The following is a 20,336-nucleotide window of genomic DNA, read 5'->3' as shown; positions in this document are numbered from 1 at the left end:
CGATTTAATCGAACCTAATGATCTAAATTAACCAGCTATTAAGATTAGCTGGCGAGGCGCAACATTTCTTCAACACGGCGGTTCATGTCGAACCGCTTCCCGTTGAAGGAAATACCCTATGTCTACCTCTCAAGGCTCCGTCCTGGCAGCCAACGCCGAACACAACCGCGCCGACGTGACTCAAGACTCGGCCTCGTTGATTGGCCGCGTATTGCTCAGCGCTATCTTTATCCTCTCTGGCGTTTCGAAACTCGCCGCTCCCGCCATGATGGTCGGTTACATCAGTTCCGTCGGGCTGCCGCTTCCGCAGGTGGCGCTGGTGGTGGCAATCATCGTTGAAGTGGGCGGTGGCCTGGCGCTGATCGCGGGTTATCGCACCCGTCTGGTCGCCGCAGGCCTGGCGCTGTTCAGCGTGGTCACCGCATTGGCTTTCCACAATGCACTGGGCGACCAGAACCAATTCATCCACTTCTTCAAGAACATTGCGATGGCGGGCGGCCTGTTGCAGATCGTGGCGTTTGGTGCCGGTCGTTTCAGTCTCGACGCTCGCCGCCGTTGATACGCCCATTTTCAGGTTACCCAAGCGGGCAACGTCGGCCTCCTCACGCGGCAATCAGCCGTGCCTACAGGAACTGAAATGTTAGAGCATCGACTCAAGGCCGATCTTGGCGGCGGCGACTATGGCTGGCTCAACGCCCGTCATCACTTCACGGTAACGGCCGGCGGCAATCCCGCTCATCGTCCGTTGGGGCCACTGGTGGTCTGGAATGATGACCTGATCGCCCCTGACAGCGGTTTCCCGATCCATGGCCATGAAAACATGGAGATCGTTTCCTACATCTTGGAGGGAGCGGTGACGCATCGGGACAGTGCTGGCGGCCAAGGCCGTACCGAGGCTGGCGATGTGCAGGTGATGAGTGCCGGCACCGGGATTCGGCATGAAGAACGCAACGCAGAAGATGTGCCGTTAAGGCTGTTCCAGATCTGGCTGCGACCGCGCGAAAACGGTGGGCTTCCCCGTTGGGGCTCACGCCCTTTTCCGAAGGCGGACCGTACAGGTCAATGGGCCGTGCTGGCCAGCGGGATGCCGTCCGATCAGGACGCATTGCCGATCCGCGCCGATGCACGGGTGCTCGGGGCAACGCTTAAGGCAGGTCAGCGCTTGAACTATTCGATGGCCGGCCAGGGCTATCTGGTGCCGACGCTCGGTGCAGTGAAGGTCAACCAAGCGAGGGTTGAAGCGGGCGACGGTCTGGCGATCACGCTGGAATCCCGGCTGGTTGTCGAGGCCATCGACGATACCGAAGTGATACTGGTTGAGGTGTTTGGAGCATGAGCACAATCATCATGACAGGCGGGACTTTCGGGCTAGGGGAGGCGGCAGCACAGCGGCTGAGCGCGATCCCGGGCAACCGGCTCATCCTGGGCGGTCGGCAATCCCGTTTGCCGTTGGAGCTGGCCAGTTTGAACAGTGTCAGGCGTTTCGCCGGGCACCTGCTCGATACCCTGGGCGAAACAAAGATCGATGCCCTGGTATTGAATGCAGGGCTCAGCTTTCCCACGCAGGCTCGCACCGTGGACGGTTATGAAACCACGTTTGCGGTCAACCATCTGGGGCACTATTTGCTGCTGCGTCTGCTTGCCCCGACGTTGGTACGTCACGCAATTGTGGTGCTGACCACCAGCAATACCCATGACCCGATGTTCAGTCCGGTCGCGCCGTTTCCCTATGTCGATGCGAGCCAACTGGCGCACCAGGCCCTTGAAAAAACGCTGTCTGGGGCGCTGGCGTTCGAATCCGGGTTTCGTGCCTATGCCACGTCGAAGTTGTGCAACCTGTTGACGGCGCGTGCTTTCGCGGCGGTGTCCGAGGCCCGCGTGATCGCGTACAACCCTGGGTATATTCCCGGCACCGGCCTTGGGCGAAACCTGCCAGCCGGCACACTGCCGACTTCAAGCCCGCAGCTGGCAGAGGCCGCGCGCCTGCGCGCCGGGCAAGTCCTGGCAGATCTTGCACTGGGGCGCATCGTACCGCCTGCCGGGCATCTGTATGCCTCACTTGAGAGAGGCGAGCTGACTTGGCCCGAGCCTTCTGAACTGGCACGCCGTGAGGATGTTGCGCAGCAACTGTGGCGGGACAGTGCGCAATTGGCCGGGTTGGCGTGACGGCGTGTTCAGGTGGCACCAAAGGCGAATGTGCCGATGCTGCGTGCGCAGTCGCTCAGCATGCTTTTTTGAATATCAATAGATCTCGATATTCTTTTCCGGCCTTAAAAATCACCGCTACGCTCGCTGCCATTCCCCCACATGGCAGCACCCTCTACAGGTTGATCCTCATGACAGTGTTTTCTTTCGCTCACGCAGGCTGCAAGCCTGGTCATGGACGTTCCTTGCGCATGGTTTTGGCGCTCACCACCCTTCTGTCCCCGTTGCTGACGCAGGCTGCGACCCTGGATGAGGTCAAGCAACGCGGCTACCTGTCAGTGGCCACTGAAGATGAATTCCGCCCGTTCGAATTCGTCGACAACGGCAAGCCCAGCGGCTTCGATAACGAGCTGGTGCAAAAGCTCAAGGCTGCTGGCCCACTGGATGTGCATCAGCAAATCATGCCGTTCACCGGGCTGCTCGCAGGCGTGGTCAGTGGCAAGTACGACGCGGCGATTACCGGGTTGCTGATCACCCGTGAGCGTCAGCAGTCGCTGGATTTCACCACGCCGATTGCCGAAGCCACGGTGTTTTACCTCAAGCGCCAGGGAGATGACCGGATCAAAAACGTGGCGGACCTCAACGGCCTGACCCTGGGCATCCAGGCGGGGAGTGCGATGTATCAACGTCTGCCGGAACTGGAAAAACTGCTCGCTGCCAGCGGTGGCAAACTCGGCAAGATCGTCCAGTACACCTCGTACCCCGAGGCGTATCAGGACCTGGCGTTGGGCCGCACCGACTACGTGGTCAACAACATCGTCGGGCTCAATGCCTTGCTCAAGGAAAAGCCCGGTGTGTTCGAACTGGGGCAGGCGGTATCAAGCAAGACCTATGTCGCCTGGGGCGTGGCCAAGGGTAACCAGAGCGTGCTCGACTACCTGAACGCCTTCCTCGACAAGGAGCGCAAGAACGGTGACATCGCCCAACTGCAGCAAAAGTGGTTTGGCACGGTATTCCCTGAGCCGCCGGCGCATTTCGTCTCCGAATACTGATTGAGCCCCCATGAACTTCACACAATGGGGCCTTGAACCAGGCGCCTTGCTGTTGGGCGCGCTGGTGACGTTGGGGCTGACGGCGATTTCCATCGCCCTCGGCCAGGTGTTCGGCTTGGGCCTGGCGTTGTTACGGCGTCGGCAGGTACCACTGCTGGGCCCGCTGCTGGCGGCCTACATCAGCGTGATCCGCGCCACGCCCTTGCTGACCCTGGCGCTGGCGGTGTTCTTCATTACCCCGGCGCTGGGCTATGACATCTCGGCACCGGCGGCGGCGATCCTCGCCATGAGCATCAATACCTCGGCCTTCAATTGCGAAATCTGGCGCGGCGGCTTTGCGCAGTTCCCCCGTGACCAGGTGGACGCGGCAAAGGCCGGCGGCATGGGCGCGGTATTGCGTCTGCGGCGCATCGTATTGCCCCAGGTCGGCCGTCAGGTGCTGCCGATGCTGGTCAATGAAATGACCATCCTGATCAAGAACAGCCCGGCGGTGGCGGTGATCGGCATTGTCGAGTTGACCCGTACGGCGGTGCGCATCGGCGCCAACACCTACCGACCGTTACCGCCATTGATTGCGGCGCTGCTGCTGTACATCGTGATCATCTGGCTGGTGGTGGCGTTGCAGCGTTATCTCGAACGTCAACACAAGGCGCGCCTCGCATGATCGCCCGTGAATTTGCGGTGGCGTGGGAACACGTCGGCGACCTGCTGGACGGTGCCGCGCTGACGGTGGTGTTGTCGCTGGCAGCCGGGGCGTTTTCGCTGCTGATAGGGTGCGGCCTGACAATGCTGCTGATGAGCCGCCATCGCCTGCTAGCGTCGGTTCTGCGCGGCTTTATCGAGTTGATGCGTTGCACGCCGTTCCTGTTGCTGGCGTACCTGGTGTACTACGGCCTGCCGTCTTTCGGGGTGCGCCTGAGCAATATCGAGTCCGGTTTGCTGGCGTTGTTGCTGTACCACAGCGCCTATGTCGCAGAGATTTTGCGCGCCGGCTGGCTGGCGCGGCCCCGTGAAGAAATCGAGGCGGGGCTCGCGTTTGGGTTTCGCGGCGTGTTGCTGGCGCGGCGGCTGATCCTGCCGAACCTGTGGACCAGCAGCGCACCGGCCTTGGGCAACCAGATGATTCAAGTGGTCAAGGACACTTCGTTCCTGACCATCATTGCCGTGCCTGAGCTGACCTCGGCCGCCAACAGCCTGCAATCGAACTACTACATTCCCTTCGCCGCGTTGTTCTCGGCGGTGTTTTTCTATTGGCTGATTTGCGTCGTCATCGAACTTGCGGTGTCGGTGCTGCGGCGCAAGGCGGAGCGCTACCAATGACGTCCCTGAATGGCCCGACCCCGACTGCGTTGCAGGTGACGGGGTTGAATAAAAGTTTCGCCGGGCGACCGGTACTGCATGACATCGACTTGCAGGTGACGGTCGGTGAAACCGTGTGCTTGCTTGGGCCTTCGGGCGCGGGCAAGTCGACCTTGCTGCGCTGCCTCAACTGGCTCGAAGTCCCGGACTCCGGGAGCATTCAGATCGCCGGCCAGCGCATCGGTTTCAACCAGGACGGCGGCAAGATGTCGGAGCGCAATATTGCCCACATCCGCACCCAAACCGGCATGGTGTTCCAGAATTTTGCGTTGTGGCCACACCTCACCGTGCTGCAAAACGTCATGGAGGCGCCGCTGCATGTGCAGCGCCGACCCAAGGCCGAAGTGCGCACCGAAGCGCTGGAGTTGCTGGCCAAGGTGGGCCTGAGCGACAAAGCCGATGTGTACCCGGCCACCTTGTCCGGCGGGCAGAAACAACGTGTCGGCATCGCCCGTGCGTTGGCCAGTAAACCGCAGTTGCTGCTGTTCGATGAGCCCACCAGTGCCCTCGACCCAGAGCGCGTCAGCGAGGTGCTGTCGATCATGCAATCCCTTGCTCAGGCAGGTATGACCATGGTGGTGGTCACCCACGAGATGGAGTTCGCCCGACGCAGCGCCGACCGTATTGTGTTCATGGACCACGGGCGGATTGTCGAGACGGCTACCCCGGCGGCTTTTTTCAGTGCGCCGCAAACCCGTCGTGCCCAGGAATTTCTTTCCCATCGCCATCCCGCAGCGGTCGCCCAACATGTCTGAAACGCATGCCAATACGCTGGCGGTAGAACGCATTCTCGCCACCGAGCCGGTGCTGGTCGGCGCGCAAACCGCGTCGTCTGCCCTGGGGCTGCAAGCCGGACATTTGGGGCATGCCGGGCTGCCGTTCGCGCAGGCCAGCCAGATCCCGCCCGTGGTGCTCAACGCCCTGGCCGGCGCGGCTTTGCACGAAGGTTGGGCGGGCGATCTGGGCGGCGCCCGGCGGCTGATTCTCGACGGCGAGATCATCCTGCACGCCAATCACGACCTGGGTACCGTCTCGCCGATGGCGGGTGTGGTGCGCCCTGGCCAGTTGCTGATGCGCATCGAGAACCGTGCGGGCAACGAAGTGGTTCACGCCACCCTCGCCGAGTCCGGGCGCCGCGCGCTGCGGTTTGGTTGCTATGACAGCGTGATCGCCGAGCAGCTCGATTATCTCGACCGGGTGATTGGCCCAAGCCTCATCAAGGCATTGCCCGCCGAAGGGTTACCGCTATTGCCGCTGATTGCCCAGGGCGTGGCGTTAGGGGATGACACTCACCAACGCAACGTCGGCGCGATGTATGCGTTTGCACAGCAGTTGCCAGGCCTTCAATCCGAAGTGCGCCAATGGTTGCTGGGCAACCCGCAGCACTTTCTGAATTACGCCATGGCCGCCGCCAAGCTGTCCCTGGACCGCGCCAGTGGTATCCAGGGTTCGTCGATTATCACCGCCATTGCGCGCAATGGTGTGCACTGCGGCGTGCGCATCGCCGGGGCAGGGCAACGCTGGTTTACCCATGCGGCCACTCAGCCACACGGCTGCTTCTTCCCCCCGCACGAGCCAAGCGATGGCCAGCCCGACCTGGGCGACAGCGCCATCGTCGAAGCCTACGGCCTGGGCGGCACCATCGCCCACGCAGCGCCCGAGTTGGCACGGCTGATGGGGCAAGACTGGACGCAGGCCGAGGCGACAGGACGCCGCATGCGCCAGCTGTTTACCGGCCAGCATCCGCTGATTGCCCCGGCGCTGGCCGGTGTCGACGGCGCGGGTGCAGGGCTGGATGCCCGAGCCGTGGTAGCAGCGGGGGAGCCTCTGCGTATTCATACAGGCATTGCCCATCGCGACGGCGCAACCGGCTGGATTGGCATTGGCGTGGCACTCGCGCCGGTGGAATGCTTCCAGGCCGCGCTGGCGGCGCTCTAACTTTTTCTACTTGAGGACCCTACACATGACCCAAGACACGCTGCACCACTTTGTCCCCAATGCCAGCCCGCCACCGCCCTCGGCCATGTATTCCCACGCGGTCCAGGCCGATGGCTGGCTGTACGTAACCGGGCAATTGCCCACCGACCCCGATGACCCTACGGCCGAGCTACGCGACGGGATCGAAGCACAAGCGCAGCTGTGTTTCGAGAACTTGCACCGCATCGTCAAGCATGCCGGCTATAGCCTGGATGACACGTTGTTTGTGCGCATCTACCTCAGCGACTACGACAACGACTTCGCGGCGTTCAACACGGTGTACGTAGAGCACTTCAATAACCCGCAAAAGCTCCCGTCGCGCACCACCGTGGGTGTCACTCGGTTGGGGCGTAGGGCGTTGGTGGAAATTGATTTGGTGTGTTTCAACCCGCAGCACAGGGCGCGCTGATTCGATCACAGCTTGCGGGGTGCGGCTTACGTGCTCCTCTGTGACATCACCATGGAAACAGTCACCAGCGCAGCACCCACCCAGATGTACCACTGCATCCCCAGGCCAAGGTACAGCGCCAGAAATGCGGTGGAGAGAACGGGCGTTGCGTAGCTCAAGATTGCCACATGCTCGTGGTTGGCCTTTTTCATCGCGTAATCCCACAGGTAGAACGCGCCGCCCATGGGGCCTAGGCCCATATACAAAATGGCGGCCATTTCCGACAGGCGCAGCGCAGGCCAAGGGTTGACGCTTTTGTACAGCGCCAGGCACACCACGCCCGAAACGATGCAGAACAGCCCAACGGACGCGCTTTGAACATTCGGGTACTTTTTAGCGATTAGTGAATACCCCGCCCAGAGAAATGCGGATACCAACGCCAGGCCATAACCGATCCAGTCGCTACCACTAGGCAGTTGGTGAGGGTTACAGCTGATAATCGCACCGATAAAACCGATACCACCGGCGACCAGGCTGCGCGTGGAAGGCCTGCCGTGGGGCACGACGATGGGTGCCAGAATGACGATCAATACCGGCCAAAGGTAGTGAATGAGGCTCACGCCTACCGGTTCTGCAAGTTGCAGCGCATAGAAATAGATGACGTGGTAGGTCAGCATGCAAAACGTACCGATCACGAACAACGACACAGGCATTGCCCAGGCACGGACCCATGGCAGCCCGATAATGCCGCCGATGAGCAGGGCCGCTCCGGTGATGAACAGGGGATTGACGTTTGCACAGAACGTGACGACGACCGCCAGCGTGCTCCAGATAATCACCGCGCCGATTGCGCAAAGCATATTGATCGGGATGCGTAACGTTGCTGCAGTGGAGTGTGACATTAGCGTCCTCCGCCATTTTTCGTGAAAGACATAAGCCCCTGGATAGGGGCTTATGTTGGTACATAGCGTCGACGCGCCTGCGTTGAAGGCTTACGCCTTCGAGGCTTTTTTATGGGCTTCGACCATCTCTGCCATCGAATTGAAGCGGAACTCGTAGCTTGGCATTTTGGCGGGTACGTGAGTGGCGCCGTAGCCTTCTTTGCCATGACGGCGATAGATCCATGCAGACGCCAGCCCGGCTTCGTTTGCCGGAATATGGTCGTGATACAGGCTCTCTGCGGTGTGCAGGATGTCCTTCTTCTGGATGCCGGCCTTTTCCAGGGCTTCGATCATAAAGGTAAAGTTGTTCGGGTTAGGTTTGTACGAGCCAACATCCTGCGCGGTGATGATGTGATCAAACTCGACGCCCAGCTTGGCGTTGCTCAGCTTAAATTCATTGCGATCGATGTTCGACAGGATCACCAGCTTGTAGTGTTGTTTCAGGTAGCGCAGCGCTTCAACCGAGTCCGGGAATGCCGGCCAGTTCTTGACGGAGGTACCGAATTCCTCACGTTCCTGGGCAATCGGCTCCAGGCTCCACTCTTTAGCGATACGGTCGTACACCGCACGCAAAATGTCCTGGTACAAGGCGCCCGGCGTTTCAGTCTGTTGCGGAGACTCGTTGCGGCCGAACACTTCCAGCAGTTGGTCGTCGGTGAAGGTTTTGCCTGTGCGTCCGGCCAGCGGTTTAAGTGCGTTGACGATGCCGGTTTCCCAGTCGATCAGGGTGCCGTAGCAATCAAACGTCAGCGCTTTATAGTCAGATACTTGCATCTTTCATTCCTGCTTTATTGGTTACGTTGGTGGCGAAGAATTAGTTAGAACACGGTGCTGCCCAAGGGCGTCGCACGTTCAGTCGTCAGGTAGACAACCGCACCTGCATCCGATTCGGAGCCGAGCATCAACACCTCGGAAGTGAAGCCGGCGATCTTTCTTGACCCTAGATTCACTACACACACCACCTGCTTGCCAACCAAATCTTCGGGCTGATAGTGGTGGGTGTACTGGGCACTGGTGGTCTTCTCTCCAAGCTCGCCCAAGTCGATCCAGATCTTGTAGGCGGGCTTTTTGGCTTTTTCGTTCAGCTCGACCCGTACGATCTCTCCGATCCGGATGTCCACAGTCTCGAATGCTTCATAAGGCGTCATGCAGGCCACCTCTTACTGATGAGCGGCTTCAAGGGCGCGTCCGAACATGTGCAGCGCCTCGGCTACGTCCTGCTCTGAAATAACCAGTGGGCAGAGGAATCGAATGACGTTTCGATAAACGCCGCATTTGATGACAAGAAGACCTTCTTCGCGCGCCGCATCAATGATTTTTTGCGCGAGGGCGGCGTCCGGGGTTTTGCTTGTCTGATCGGTCACAAACTCCACCGCACACATGGCGCCAAGGGTTCGCACGTCGCCGATGCTGCTGAAACGGCTTTCGAGTGCTTTCAAGCCCTCTTTCAGTTGAGCACCAATGGCTTTACTGCGCTCCAGAAGATTTTCGGTCTCGAAGATCTTGATTACTTCCAATGCTGCGGCGCAACCCAGGGGGTTACCGCCGTAAGTGCCGCCCAAGCCGCCAGGCAGCGGTGCATCCATCATGTGCGCTTTACCGACAACGCCCGAAATAGGGAGGCCGCCGGCAAGGCTTTTGGCAACAGTGATCAAGTCTGGCTGAATCCCGGAGTGCTGGAACCCGAACATCGTGCCGGTACGACCAAACCCGGTCTGGATCTCGTCGCAGATCAGGACAATGCCCAGTTCTTCGGTCTTTTTGCGCAGCGCTTTCATGAATTCGACGGGCGCGGCCAAGAACCCGCCATCGCCCTGGACCGGCTCGATGATGATTGCGGCGACGCGGTCAGCGGCTATCTGGGTATCAAACACTTCTTGCAGGGCTGCCATGGCCTTTTCAGACGTCATACCCCGGTATTCGTTAGGGTAAGGCGTGTGATAGATATCCGGCGCGTAAGGGCCGAAGTTTTGACGGTAGGGTTGGCTCATGCCGGTCAAGGTCATGCCCATCAGGGTGCGGCCATGAAAGCCGCCACGAAACGCGATCACACCCGGACGCCCCGTGTAGCCACGCGCAATCTTGATCGCGTTTTCCACGGCTTCAGCACCGGTTGTCAGGAACACTGACTTGTAGTGGTCATTGGGTGCGACCAGCGCGTTCAGTTTCGCGGCCAGATCGATGTATTGATCGTACGCAGCAACCTGGAAACAGATGTGTGAAAAACAATCCAGTTGTTTACGGACAGCCTCGACGACGCGCGGGTGGTTATGGCCAACGTTCAGAACGCCAATACCCCCCACGAAATCCAGGTACTTTTTGCCCTGGTCGTCCCAGAGGTACGCGCCAGCCGCGCGGCTTACCGTGATCGGGTGAGCAACAGCAATGCCATTTGAAACGTGTTGGTTACGCAGTGACGCGGTGTGCTGATGAGTCATGAGGTTCACCTTCTTGTGTCAGTGTGTGAATCCTAAGAAGAAATCGCCGTCGGCTCTATCTACTCAAAGTAGGAGAATAAAGTCGCTTGATGCTGTTCTAAGTAGGATTAAAAACAGCGACTTTGTGAGGTTTATCGATAAAAAAAAGCCCGGGCCGATTGGGGCGGTCCGGGCTCGTCAGGTGGCTGCGTCTACATGGGCTTTAGGTGCGCACCTCGGGTGTCCACGCCACGCGTGTGTCGTGGCGTTTGACCGCGAAGCCTGTCGCAACGATAGCCAGTGCCAGCCCTGCGGTGGCGAGAACTTCGCTCTGGTGGGCGGGGAGGGTCAGCATGACGCCCAAGGCGCCTACGATAAACACGATCACCGCCCAGGTCAGGCCGGGATAGAGCCACATCTTGAAGTCCAGGGTGCGACCGTGCGACAGCAATTTTTTGCGCATGCGCAACTGCGAAACCGCGATCACCAAGTAAACCAACAGCGCAACGGCGCCTGACGTGGCAAGCAGGAAGGAGAACAGTTTTTCAGGGGCGAAGTAATTGATGATGGTCGTCACACAGCCAATGATCGTGCTCGCAATGACGGCCTGGCGCGGAACTTTGGCTGGCGTGGTGTTCTTCAGGAAACCAGGCGCTTCACCGCGTTTTGCGAGTGAGAACAACATGCGCGAAGCGGTGTAGATAGCTGAGTTCAAGCAGCTCGCAACCGCGACCAGAACCACAATGTCGACAATGAATTTGGCATTGGGGATCTGCAGGTATTCCAGTGCGCGCTGGTAGGAGCCCACGGTGGCCAAGGCAGGGTCATTCCACGGGACGATGGACACGATCATGAAGATGGACACCAGGTAGAACAGGCCTATACGCCAGATCACCGAATTGGTTGCGCGGGCAATTTGCTTGCTGGGGTTGTGCGATTCCGCCGCAGCGATCGTGACGATTTCCGTGCCCATGAAGCTGAACATGGTCGTCAGCAATGCGCCGAGGACGGGGCTGTAGCCGTTAGGGGCAAAGCCACCGTTGCTGCTGATCAATGTCCCCAAGCCGCTCACTTGGGTAGTGGGAAGAGCGCCCGCCAGGGCAATTGCGCAAACTACGATGAAGGCGATAATTGCCACGACCTTCACCAGTGAAAGCCAAAACTCGAACTCGCCGTAGCGTGCCACGCTGTAGAGGTTTGTCAGTGTCAATGCGCAGGTAATCGAGAGTGCGAACATCCAGGTGTCAATTGCCGGGAACCAGCTGTGCAAAATCGCCGCAGCTGCAATGGCTTCCAGTGGAATGACCAAGACCCAGAACCACCAATACAGCCACCCAATGGTAAAGCCGGCCCATGGGCCAATTGCACGATTGGCATAGGTGGAAAACGACCCGGTATCGGGTGAGGCGACCGCCATTTCGCCGAGCATCCGCATGACCAGTACGACCAGCGTGCCTGCAGCCAGGTATGAGATCAGTACCGCAGGCCCGGCGGCGGCGATAGCGTGACCAGAACCGACAAACAAGCCCGCACCAATCACTCCGGCAATAGAGAGCATCGTAACGTGTCGTTGTTTGAGGCCTGGCGCAAGCGAACTGTTCGCTTGATCGCCGAGCGCTGTAGAGGTTGGAGTTTTTGACATGTGTTCACCCGTTTTTATTTATTAGGCAGGTAGTCGTTTTCACGTGCAGGTGTGATGGAGTTGTATTTTTAGTCGCTAAGGACAATTAACCTGCGCAAGGCTCTGGTGTTTGGATTGATAAGTTTGAAGTGGTGTTTTTCCAGCTCCTTGTTAAGAGCGGTTCAATGAACGGAGCGTTGAGAAGTGCTGCAAGTGTGCCGGCCATGTCCGGTTGAGGTCGGCCAGGTTTTTCATTTGGCCACGTCAGTGTGTTAGGGATGACGATCGGAATAACGCCCAGCTCTGCGAGCGCATGAAGGGTTTTCAATGCTGGAATCATTGCGTGTTTATCATTGCCGCAGCGTGGCTCGATCATCAGTTGCGCACTGACCAAGCCTGCTGCACTGAGCCTTGCGACCCAATGAGCAACCATCTTGGTCTGGCCAATGAGTGCTGTGGGGGCGGCGATTGCCCGGTAGTCGGCTCCTTCGGTAGAGGTATGAATCACGATGATCGGCTTGATGCGCCGCATGATGAGCGCTCGCAAGCAGTCGTCGCATTCGTTGAAGGCTGGGTGGAACAGTTCATTGTTGAAGACGAGACGGTGTTGATTGATCTTGAGGATGCCAAGCTCACTCATGTTCGGCCTCTTGAATTGATTTTCTATAAACGGTCTAGGCAAGCACCGCTATAGCATCGGCAATTGCGCAAAGGCTTTCTTCCAATTCAATGTGCCAAGCGGGCAAGTATTCGTCCTATGTTGAATAGGACGAACAGCCTGAGGGGAGGGCGAGGCTAGTCTTCGCTGATCAGCTTATACATTTGCGCGGCCACTTGGATTTGAAACCGGTCTTCAGGTTTTTCCAGGGAAATTCCCAATATCGATTCGATGCGCGCAACACGGTATCTCAGCGTGCTGATGTGGATGTTCAACGCTTTCGCCGTGTTCAGCAGTTGAAAGCCTTCATTGGAAAGGGTCGTGACGGTCTCGATGAGTGAGTTGCCGCGCTTGGGGTTAGCCAAGGGATAAATCAGGCGCTCCAGCAACATGCTCCGCGCATCGGCGTCACCCATCAGCGCCCTGGGGAACAAAACCTCGCTGAAGCTGTGAAGACGTCCTGGCCGTAGCAAGGGCAACAGCGCCTCAACATCCTGGGCGCCTAGTGACATGCCTAGCGTACCTTGGTGAACCCGGCTCACCGCCATCGCGCCACCGTCCTGCTTCATGACTTTCCATATGGACTCGGGAAGCACTTCGCTAGGAAGCAAAAAGCTGACCTGGTTCAGCGAGACGGACAGCAGGGCAGGAATGTTCATGTCCTGCATCAGGGAGGTGACGCGTGAGGCACAGCGTTTGCGTCGGTTGAAACCATCAAGGCTGAGCGGAATGGGCTCGTCCAGCAGGATCAGGCAGACCCGGTAATCGCGGTTCTCGCTCCATCCCGACGCCTGCGCTCTTTCGATGGCGCTCGGTGTGGCGGAGAACTTGCCCTCCAGCAAGCCCGCGACGAAAGCGTATCCCAACCTCATCTCCTGGTCTGACAGCTCGCGCTGGTGGGTCAAATGCAACGCAGCGATCACGGCGGCGTGTTCAACCGCTCTTGAGTCCAGCTCCTCAAAGTCGTCTGTTTCGCTTTCCAGCCACACAACGCCAGTGATCTCGCCCGGCAAGCGTATAGGGCTGCCCAGTCGATGCGTTTTCAAGTATTCGCTCGGGCTGAACCGTACGGGTTCATTGCGTTGGAACACTTCCGCCAGGGATTCCCGCGCAGTGAGGTGTCGTATCAGGGCGCGCTCATCCTTCTCGATCCAATGGGCTGAAGAGCCGCCCAGCAAGGTGCCTGATTCGGACACAATAAGGACGTCCTTTTCCAGTGCCTTACTCAGGGCATCCGCCAGGCTTTCGAGGTTGTTTGCTTGTATGGCTGCGTTCGTCAATGTGCGATGAATCAGATCGGATCGGCGGATTATCTCCGTCTGAATATTGATAATCCGCCCCAGCACATCATGCGTGATCTCACTGAAGGGAACCTCCCAGGGCAGCTCCAGCAGCGCAAAGTTGCACAGGTTGGCTTCTTCAATCGCTTCGGCAGGGAAGTGCTCTCGAAAGTGAGGGACGGCAAGCACCACACCTGCCAGGCCGATGTCACTCAGTGTTCGAATGAGCTCTCGGCTGGCCTGGTCGTCTGACGGCCAGTTGTAGCCCGTGGTCAGGAGAAGCTCCCTTGGTTTCAGCCAGTTGGTGATCTCTGGGTGATCGACAATATGCACCCAGCCTATTTCGCGATGCAGGGCGTTCTGACCCGCCACTACAGTAGCTTTGGAGAGGACGGTCTGCTCAAGGGCGGTGGCGAGGTTCATAGGCGGCACTACTCTGGTAATTTTTCGACGGTCACCGACGCTTGCGATCCGCTTGCTTCAAGCGGATGCGCTCCCGTGTTAGGCGGATCGCCTCAGTCTCGCAGAACCGTTGCCAGGTACTCAGCCAAGTGCATTGGCTGGCGTGCGCTGACATTTCGGATCTGTCCACGACAGCTGAATCCGTCAGCGATGACCACGGAGTCTTCGGGGAGTTTGTCCAAATGAGGTTTGAATTCATTTTCGCCAATCAGCTTGGCAATGGGTGCGCTTTTTTGATGATAACCGTATGCCCCTGCAACGCCACAGCATCCCGCAGGAATGATTCCACCCTTGTCTCCCAGCTTTTTGAGGATTGACTGCTCGGCTCCGAGGCCACCGCATGCCTTCTGATGGCAGTGGCCGTGAATCCTCACATCGTCCTCAATCTTGGGCAGCTCGATACCGTAATGCTTGACCAGCTCGCTCAGTGTCATCAGTGACTGGGTCATCTGCTTGGCCCTGTGATCATCGGGGAACAGTCCAGGCATTTCATCACGGAATACAGATAGGCAACTGGGCTCCAGTACAACAATTGGCATTCCCTTGCTGAGGGGGAGGGCGAGTTGTTGCAGAATCATCTCCAGGTTCGCTTTTGCCAGGTCGAGCATGCCGACATCATAGTAAGGGCGACCGCAGCAAATATGCCGTTGCATGAGCTTCACGTTGAAGCCCAGCTTCTCCAACACCTCTACACCGGCTTCCAGGACGGCGGGCGTGAACCCATTGTTGAAGCTATCGACCCAAAGCAATACCTCGGGTTTTTGATCTGTGGCCTGGCCCTTGAGTAGACGTTTTGCAGTGTGACCTGCACGGAAACTCTGGCGGGCAATTTTTGGGAACTTCACAGTGGCCGCCAGGCCGAACACAGCGCCGACCGCTCTGACAATCGGATTGCCCATCGCATAGTTGAGAACCGGTGAAGCTCTGGTCGCCATGGGTAGCCAGTCACCGATGCGTCCGATCATCAGGTCCATGAGCGAGCGTGCGTACTTTTGGTAATGCCGATACAGGAATTCCGTCTTGTAGCGGGCGATGTCGACGTTGGTGGGACAGTCTGACTTGCACCCTTTGCAACTGAGGCAAAGGTCCAGGGAGTCCTTGATTTGCTTGTTGTTCCAATCGTCCTGGATGACCTCTCCATTGAGCAATTCGAAGAACAAACGTGCGCGGCCTCGGGTGGAATAACGCTCCTCCTTGGTCGCGCGGAAACTCGGGCACATGGTCCCGCCCTCAAGCGAGCGACATTTGCCCATGCCGATGCAGCGTTCCGTTTCCCTGGCAAAACCGAGGTCGCCCAGGCGAGCATCGTAGGTGAACAGGCTTTTGACGGCTTTGCGCGAGTAGTCGGGGCCCATGCGCAAGTTCGCGTCGACCGGCATGGCATGAATGAGTTTGCCTGGGTTCATTTTGTTCAGGGGATCCCAGATCGCCTTGAACTCAGCCAACGCCTGCATGATTGTTGGGGAGTACATGATATGCAGGTACTCGCCTTTGGCTTGTCCATCGCCATGCTCGCCAGAGAGCGAGCCTCCATAGCGGACGACGAGGTGTGCGGCTTCATCCAGAAACGCGCGCCAGTTATCAATACCGTCTTTGGACTTCAAGTCGAAGGTGATTCGTGAGTGAATGCAGCCGTCGCCAAAGTGCCCATACAGGTTTGTCTTGTAACCGTAGCTGGCAACCAGGCTGGAAAATTCGCGCAGGTATTGGCCCAGCAAATGAGGTTCGACGGCGGCATCTTCCCAGCCCACTGTTGGGTCCGGTTCATCGGGATTGAGCCCAAGGGAAGTCGCAGACGCGCCGGTTTCACGAATCGTCCAGAGACGGTTCATCAGCCCGGGATCCGTCACCAACAGGGCGCTGGGTTTTCCGGGCAGTTGTTGGGCCAAATCCCGTGCCCTCGTTGCGGCTTCGAGTACCTGCGCATCCGATGTGGCGCCAAACTCCACCATCAGCCACGCATTGCCCTGGGGCAATTCGGCGATGTCGTCAACCTTCATCCCGCGCTCTAGCAGGCCGCCGATGATGCCGTCGTCCAGCCCCTCCATTGCAATGGGCTCCAAGGGCAGGAGTTGGGGGACCGAGTCCGCAGCCAGGAAGATGTTTTCGTAGCCCAGAACGACCAGCAGGCGATGAGTCGGGTTTTTGACCAGCCGGGTTTCCGCCTGTAAAACCGTGATGCAGGTGCCTTCCACGCCTACCAATGCGCGGGCAATGTTGAATCCATTTTCCGGGAGGAGTTGGTCCAGGTTGTAGCCGGATACGCGGCGCTTGATCGTTGGGAAAATCCCGCGAATTTCATCAGCGTAGGTGTCAGCCAGCTGCTTTAGCTGTTGCACGATCTCGGCGCGCCTACCGCCGGCCTGCATGTGTTCCTGGTATTCGGCCTCGCCGGTAGGGCCGACCCAAAACCTCTCGCCGTCATAAGTGAGAATCTCCAGGCGCTCGATGTTCTCGACGGTTTTCCCTGCCATGACCGAGTGGGCGCCGCATGAGTTGTTGCCGATCATGCCGCCCAGCGTGCAGCGGCTGTGAGTGGCAGGGTCGGGGCCAAAGGTGAGGCCGTGTTTTGCTGCAGCGTTCTTGAGTTGGTCGCAAATGACGCCGGGCTCTACGCGAGCGGTCCGTCGTTGCGCATCAATCTCGGTAATCGCATTCAGGTATTTGGAGGTGTCTATGATCACGGCGGCGTTGACCGATTGCCCGCACATCGAGGTCCCCGCCCCTCGGGGCAGCAGCGGCAGGTTTGCCTCTCGGCAAAGGCGCATGGCGGTCACGACATCGTCAATGGACCTGGGCACAACGACGCCAATCGGCAACTGACGATAGTTGGAGGCCTCCGACGCGTAGAGGGCTCTTGTCGCGGCGTCGAAACGAATTTCTGCGTTCGTTTGCGCTTGCAGTTTGGCCCGCAGCTTCATCAGCACGTTCAGGTCGATAATGGAGGCGGGGGTACTGGATGTCATAAGGCTGCCTATTGTTGTGTTAGCGGCTACACGGTGATCAAAATCAAGCGGATAGCGCGGGGGGGGACCGAGCTATCTCAGGCTGCTTACTCTAATCAGAATGGTGTGTTGGCCCTATCAACTAAAAATAGGATAAACCCAGTCTTTTTTCCTATTTCAGGTATGGTTTTTTGAGGGGGAGCAGATGTTTGATAGTAGGCCGGCCATCACGCTGCGCATTGATGGCCGGCCTGTCCTGCTGATCAGTTTCGGCTTGACCACGCTATGAATTGTTCTTCCAGGGCTTCGCCGTGTTCAGCCCAGAAGGCGACGTCCATTTGCAGTGCGTTTTTCATGTTGTCTGGGTAGGTGGGCAGTTCAGATGCCAATTGCTTGTCCAGCATCGCTGCAGCGGCCGGGTTGGAGGGGCCGTAGGCCATTTTTTCGGTGTAGAGTTTTTGCTGCTCAGGCCGCATTGCAAAGGAAATGAAGTCGTAGGCGGCATCGATATTTTTGGTGCCTTTGGGAATGGCCCATTCATCGAACTGGTAGAGGTTGCCATCCCAGACAATGCCCAGCTTAGCGCCGGCCACTTTGGCGGCATGGATGCGGCCGTTGTAGGCAGAACTCATCACCACATCGCCGGCGATAAGGTACTGCGGAGGTTGGGCGCCCGCTTCCCACCATTGTATGCTTGATTTGATTTCATTGAGTTTGGCGAATGCCCGCTTAACCCCGGCTGGAGTGGCGAGCAGCCGGTAGACATCAGCGGGTTTCACGCCGTCCGCCAGCAGCGCAAACTCCAGTGAGCCTCTCGCTGATTTTCGAAGGCTGCGCTTGCCCGGGAATTTTTTAAGGTCCCAAAAATCTTTCCAGCCGGTGGGGGCTTCTTTCAGTTTTTCGGTGTTATAGGCAAGCACGTTGGACCATACGAATATGCCCACCCCGCACTCGCCTTTTGCTCCGTCCACCAACGGCTCTTTGATGCCCAGGCGACTGTAGTCGAGCGTTTCGAAGAGACCGTCCTCGCAGCCACGGGCGAGGTCCGTGTCCTCGACGTCCAATACGTCCCAAGACACGCTTTTTGTATCGACCATTGCCTTGAGTTTGGCCATTTCGCCATTCCACTCGCCCGCAATAATCTGTTTGCCGCTAGTGGCCTCGTACGGCTTGTAGAACGCTGTGACCTGGGCATCTTTGCTGGCGCCGCCATACGAAATGATGGTCAGGCGCTCGTCTTTTGCGTAGCCCGTTACGGTTAGGCAGCTGGCGACGGCAAGTGTCAGTAGTTTGGTTTTCATTAAGGCGCTCCCAACAATGCTTTAGTTGTTTGTATGACTTGAAGGGCAGGGGTGGTGCTAAGAAGGGGTAAAGCAAGAACGGGTTGAATTGAAACGTGGAGAACGGCACCACGTTCCACTGACGGCTGTTGAATGTTGTGGTTTATCGGCCAGTCGTCCCCATGCTAGTGCGTTGCCATTAAGCGAGAGTACCTATTCGGGGCAGGTATTGATGCTGCGCAATTCCTACTGAAAGTGGATGACAAAAGGCCTTGTCGACTTAGTGGCGGTCACGCTCCCCACGTTTCCTGGGCGCGTGATTACGTCGAACAAGGTGCTGCGGTGGCAAATCGGAAAAGTGCGTTCAAATATCCTACTTCAAGTGCATAGAGCCCCTGCGAGGCGGCGATTACGATCTTCGCAACGGAGCGTCCAATCCCTTCAGCATGCTTTGCACGATAAGTGCCAGCGGCGCTGTGGTCGTTAACGTTTGACCCATAACAATAAAAAAGCGCAGCCACTTTGGGAGGGCTGACGGCTGAGTACAACGCTGCCAATTCTGAGGTTCGGTTTGTTTCAGGTGACTGAGGTGCGCGGGTGTTTAACGGTGCAACTTTATTCGGCCCGAATAAGCCGGCCTGTCACATGAAAGCCGACCGTCAACAATAATAGAGGCAACAGAATGAAGAAGAGCATGCACACAGTATCTATCCGTCTTTCGCTCGCTATGGCAGTGGCTTTTTCAGCGCATGCCATTGCCGATATCAAAATTGGTGTGGGTGCCCCGTTCACCGGGCCCAACGCTGCATTTGGCGACCAGATCTGGCGCGGTGCCGCGCAAGCAGCAGCAGATATCAATGCGAGCGGCGGGGTGAACGGCGAGAAAGTTGTACTGGTCAAAGGCGATGATGCCTGTGAGCCCAAGCAGGCCGTCGCCGCCGCCAACCAAATGGTTAACGTTGAACACGTGGTCGGTGTGATTGCCCATTACTGCTCCTCATCGGCCATCCCTGCTACCGAGATCTATGACGAAGCCCAGATCATTGCCATAACGCCTGCGGCCTCCAGTCCAAAGCTCACTGAACGAGGGCTTCCCGATGTATTTCGCATGTCGGGTCGAGACGACCAGCAAGGCCAGGTTGCTGCGGATTACATCGCACAAACGCTGAAAGCCAAATCCGTTGCGGTCATTCACGACAAGGACACGTTTGGCCAGGGCGTGGCGGACACCACCTTGTTGGCGCTGAAAAAACAGGGTGTCCCAGCGGTTATCTACGAAGGCCTGACGCGTGGCGAGAAAGACTTCAATGCGGTCGTGACCAAGATCCGTTCCTCCAAGGCTGAGGTCGTCTACTTCGGCGGTTGCCACCCCGAAGCGGGCCCGTTGGTGCGTCAGATGCGTGAGCAGGGTTCGACCATTCCCTTTGTCACAACAGACTGCACAGTGACTGACCAACTGGTGGCGACGGCTGGCGGGAAACAGTACACCAAGGGTGTGCTCATGACGTTCTACCCAGACCCGCGCAAGCTTGCCAGTGGCAAGGACGTGGTCGCGAAGTTCCGGGCCGCAGGCTACGAGCCGGAAAGCTACACGCTGTTCTCTTATGCCTCGGTCCAGGCACTGGCCGCAGCCTTTGCGGGGGCGGGCACTACAGACGGCCCCAAGGCAAGCGAGTGGCTTAAATCCCACTCGGTGGACACCGTTCTGGGCAGCAAAAGCTTCACTGCGCAAGGCGATCTGAAGGACTCGCCGTACGTCATGTACCAGTGGGACGCAGACGGTCATTTCAGCCAGCTTTGAGCTGAACCGT

The 20,336-nt window shown here is 58.1% G+C and carries 19 protein-coding genes; 10 read left to right on the top strand and 9 right to left on the bottom strand.

Features of this window, described 5'->3' with window-relative positions:
- Window positions 1-118: 118 nt before the first annotated feature.
- The 9 genes from CFE47_RS10550 (at window position 119) to CFE47_RS10510 (ending at window position 6,942) form a co-directional block, all read left to right on the top strand.
- A complete protein-coding gene (locus CFE47_RS10550) occupies window positions 119-559 on the top strand; it encodes a DoxX family protein (protein WP_286836817.1) in 441 nt (146 codons plus the stop codon).
- 78 nt (window positions 560-637) lie between these two features.
- Window positions 638-1,336, top strand: coding sequence for a pirin family protein (locus CFE47_RS10545; protein ID WP_286836815.1), 699 nt, complete (start codon window positions 638-640; stop codon window positions 1,334-1,336).
- On the top strand, window positions 1,333-2,166 hold the full coding sequence (locus CFE47_RS10540; RefSeq protein ID WP_286836813.1) for an SDR family NAD(P)-dependent oxidoreductase: 834 nt from the start codon (window positions 1,333-1,335) through the stop codon (window positions 2,164-2,166). The genes CFE47_RS10545 and CFE47_RS10540 overlap by 4 nt, the downstream gene beginning before the upstream one ends.
- A 230-nt stretch (window positions 2,167-2,396) precedes the next feature.
- Window positions 2,397-3,197, top strand: coding sequence for a transporter substrate-binding domain-containing protein (locus CFE47_RS10535; protein ID WP_286836832.1), 801 nt, complete (start codon window positions 2,397-2,399; stop codon window positions 3,195-3,197).
- A 10-nt stretch (window positions 3,198-3,207) separates the two neighbouring features.
- Window positions 3,208-3,861 carry an amino acid ABC transporter permease gene (locus CFE47_RS10530; protein WP_286836811.1) on the top strand — a complete coding sequence of 218 codons (654 nt, stop codon included), beginning with the start codon at window positions 3,208-3,210 and terminating at the stop codon, window positions 3,859-3,861.
- Window positions 3,858-4,517 (top strand): amino acid ABC transporter permease, encoded by a 660-nt coding sequence (locus CFE47_RS10525; protein ID WP_286836809.1) that lies wholly within the window; start codon window positions 3,858-3,860, stop codon window positions 4,515-4,517. Before CFE47_RS10530 ends, CFE47_RS10525 begins: the two co-directional genes overlap by 4 nt.
- Complete coding sequence (locus tag CFE47_RS10520) at window positions 4,514-5,311, top strand: amino acid ABC transporter ATP-binding protein (RefSeq protein ID WP_286836807.1); 798 nt, start codon at window positions 4,514-4,516, stop codon at window positions 5,309-5,311. Before CFE47_RS10525 ends, CFE47_RS10520 begins: the two co-directional genes overlap by 4 nt.
- On the top strand, window positions 5,304-6,494 hold the full coding sequence (locus CFE47_RS10515; RefSeq protein ID WP_286836805.1) for an oxamate carbamoyltransferase subunit AllG family protein: 1,191 nt from the start codon (window positions 5,304-5,306) through the stop codon (window positions 6,492-6,494). The genes CFE47_RS10520 and CFE47_RS10515 overlap by 8 nt, the downstream gene beginning before the upstream one ends.
- 25 nt (window positions 6,495-6,519) lie before the next feature.
- Window positions 6,520-6,942 (top strand): RidA family protein, encoded by a 423-nt coding sequence (locus tag CFE47_RS10510; protein WP_286836803.1) that lies wholly within the window; start codon window positions 6,520-6,522, stop codon window positions 6,940-6,942.
- Window positions 6,943-6,968: 26 nt separating this feature from the next.
- Here the strand turns inward: CFE47_RS10510 and CFE47_RS10505 are convergent, their stop codons facing one another.
- From CFE47_RS10505 to CFE47_RS10465, 9 genes are all read right to left on the bottom strand, one after another.
- Window positions 6,969-7,823, bottom strand: a complete 855-nt coding sequence (locus tag CFE47_RS10505; protein WP_286836801.1) for a DMT family transporter — start codon at window positions 7,821-7,823, stop codon at window positions 6,969-6,971.
- A gap of 90 nt (window positions 7,824-7,913) precedes the next feature.
- Window positions 7,914-8,636, bottom strand: a complete 723-nt coding sequence (locus tag CFE47_RS10500; RefSeq protein ID WP_286836799.1) for an L-azetidine-2-carboxylate hydrolase — start codon at window positions 8,634-8,636, stop codon at window positions 7,914-7,916.
- A gap of 44 nt (window positions 8,637-8,680) precedes the next feature.
- Window positions 8,681-9,010, bottom strand: coding sequence for a tRNA-binding protein (locus CFE47_RS10495; protein ID WP_286836796.1), 330 nt, complete (start codon window positions 9,008-9,010; stop codon window positions 8,681-8,683).
- Between the two features lie 12 nt (window positions 9,011-9,022).
- Window positions 9,023-10,300 carry a 4-aminobutyrate--2-oxoglutarate transaminase gene (gabT, locus tag CFE47_RS10490; protein WP_286836794.1) on the bottom strand — a complete coding sequence of 426 codons (1,278 nt, stop codon included), beginning with the start codon at window positions 10,298-10,300 and terminating at the stop codon, window positions 9,023-9,025.
- 202 nt (window positions 10,301-10,502) lie between these two features.
- Window positions 10,503-11,921 (bottom strand): GABA permease, encoded by a 1,419-nt coding sequence (gabP, locus tag CFE47_RS10485; protein WP_286836792.1) that lies wholly within the window; start codon window positions 11,919-11,921, stop codon window positions 10,503-10,505.
- An 85-nt stretch (window positions 11,922-12,006) separates the two neighbouring features.
- Window positions 12,007-12,540: an amino acid kinase family protein gene (locus CFE47_RS10480; protein WP_286836790.1), complete on the bottom strand. Its 534-nt coding sequence runs from the start codon at window positions 12,538-12,540 to the stop codon at window positions 12,007-12,009.
- A gap of 155 nt (window positions 12,541-12,695) precedes the next feature.
- A complete protein-coding gene (locus CFE47_RS10475) occupies window positions 12,696-14,261 on the bottom strand; it encodes a PucR family transcriptional regulator (RefSeq protein WP_286836789.1) in 1,566 nt (521 codons plus the stop codon).
- A 92-nt stretch (window positions 14,262-14,353) separates the two neighbouring features.
- On the bottom strand, window positions 14,354-17,266 hold the full coding sequence (locus tag CFE47_RS10470; RefSeq protein ID WP_286836787.1) for an FAD-binding and (Fe-S)-binding domain-containing protein: 2,913 nt from the start codon (window positions 17,264-17,266) through the stop codon (window positions 14,354-14,356).
- A 242-nt stretch (window positions 17,267-17,508) separates the two neighbouring features.
- A complete protein-coding gene (locus CFE47_RS10465; RefSeq protein ID WP_286836785.1) occupies window positions 17,509-18,546 on the bottom strand; it encodes a polyamine ABC transporter substrate-binding protein in 1,038 nt (345 codons plus the stop codon).
- A 661-nt stretch (window positions 18,547-19,207) separates the two neighbouring features.
- Between CFE47_RS10465 and CFE47_RS10460 the strand changes: the two genes are divergently transcribed.
- Complete coding sequence (locus CFE47_RS10460; protein WP_286836783.1) at window positions 19,208-20,326, top strand: branched-chain amino acid ABC transporter substrate-binding protein; 1,119 nt, start codon at window positions 19,208-19,210, stop codon at window positions 20,324-20,326.
- Window positions 20,327-20,336 lie beyond the last annotated feature (10 nt).

Origin of the sequence: Pseudomonas sp. PGPPP1, from assembly GCF_002255865.1 — a bacterium.
Taxonomy (GTDB): Bacteria; Pseudomonadota; Gammaproteobacteria; order Pseudomonadales; family Pseudomonadaceae; genus Aquipseudomonas; species Aquipseudomonas cremoris.
Note: the sequence above shows the minus strand (reverse complement) of the source record. Positions and strands in the feature narration are given on the sequence as shown.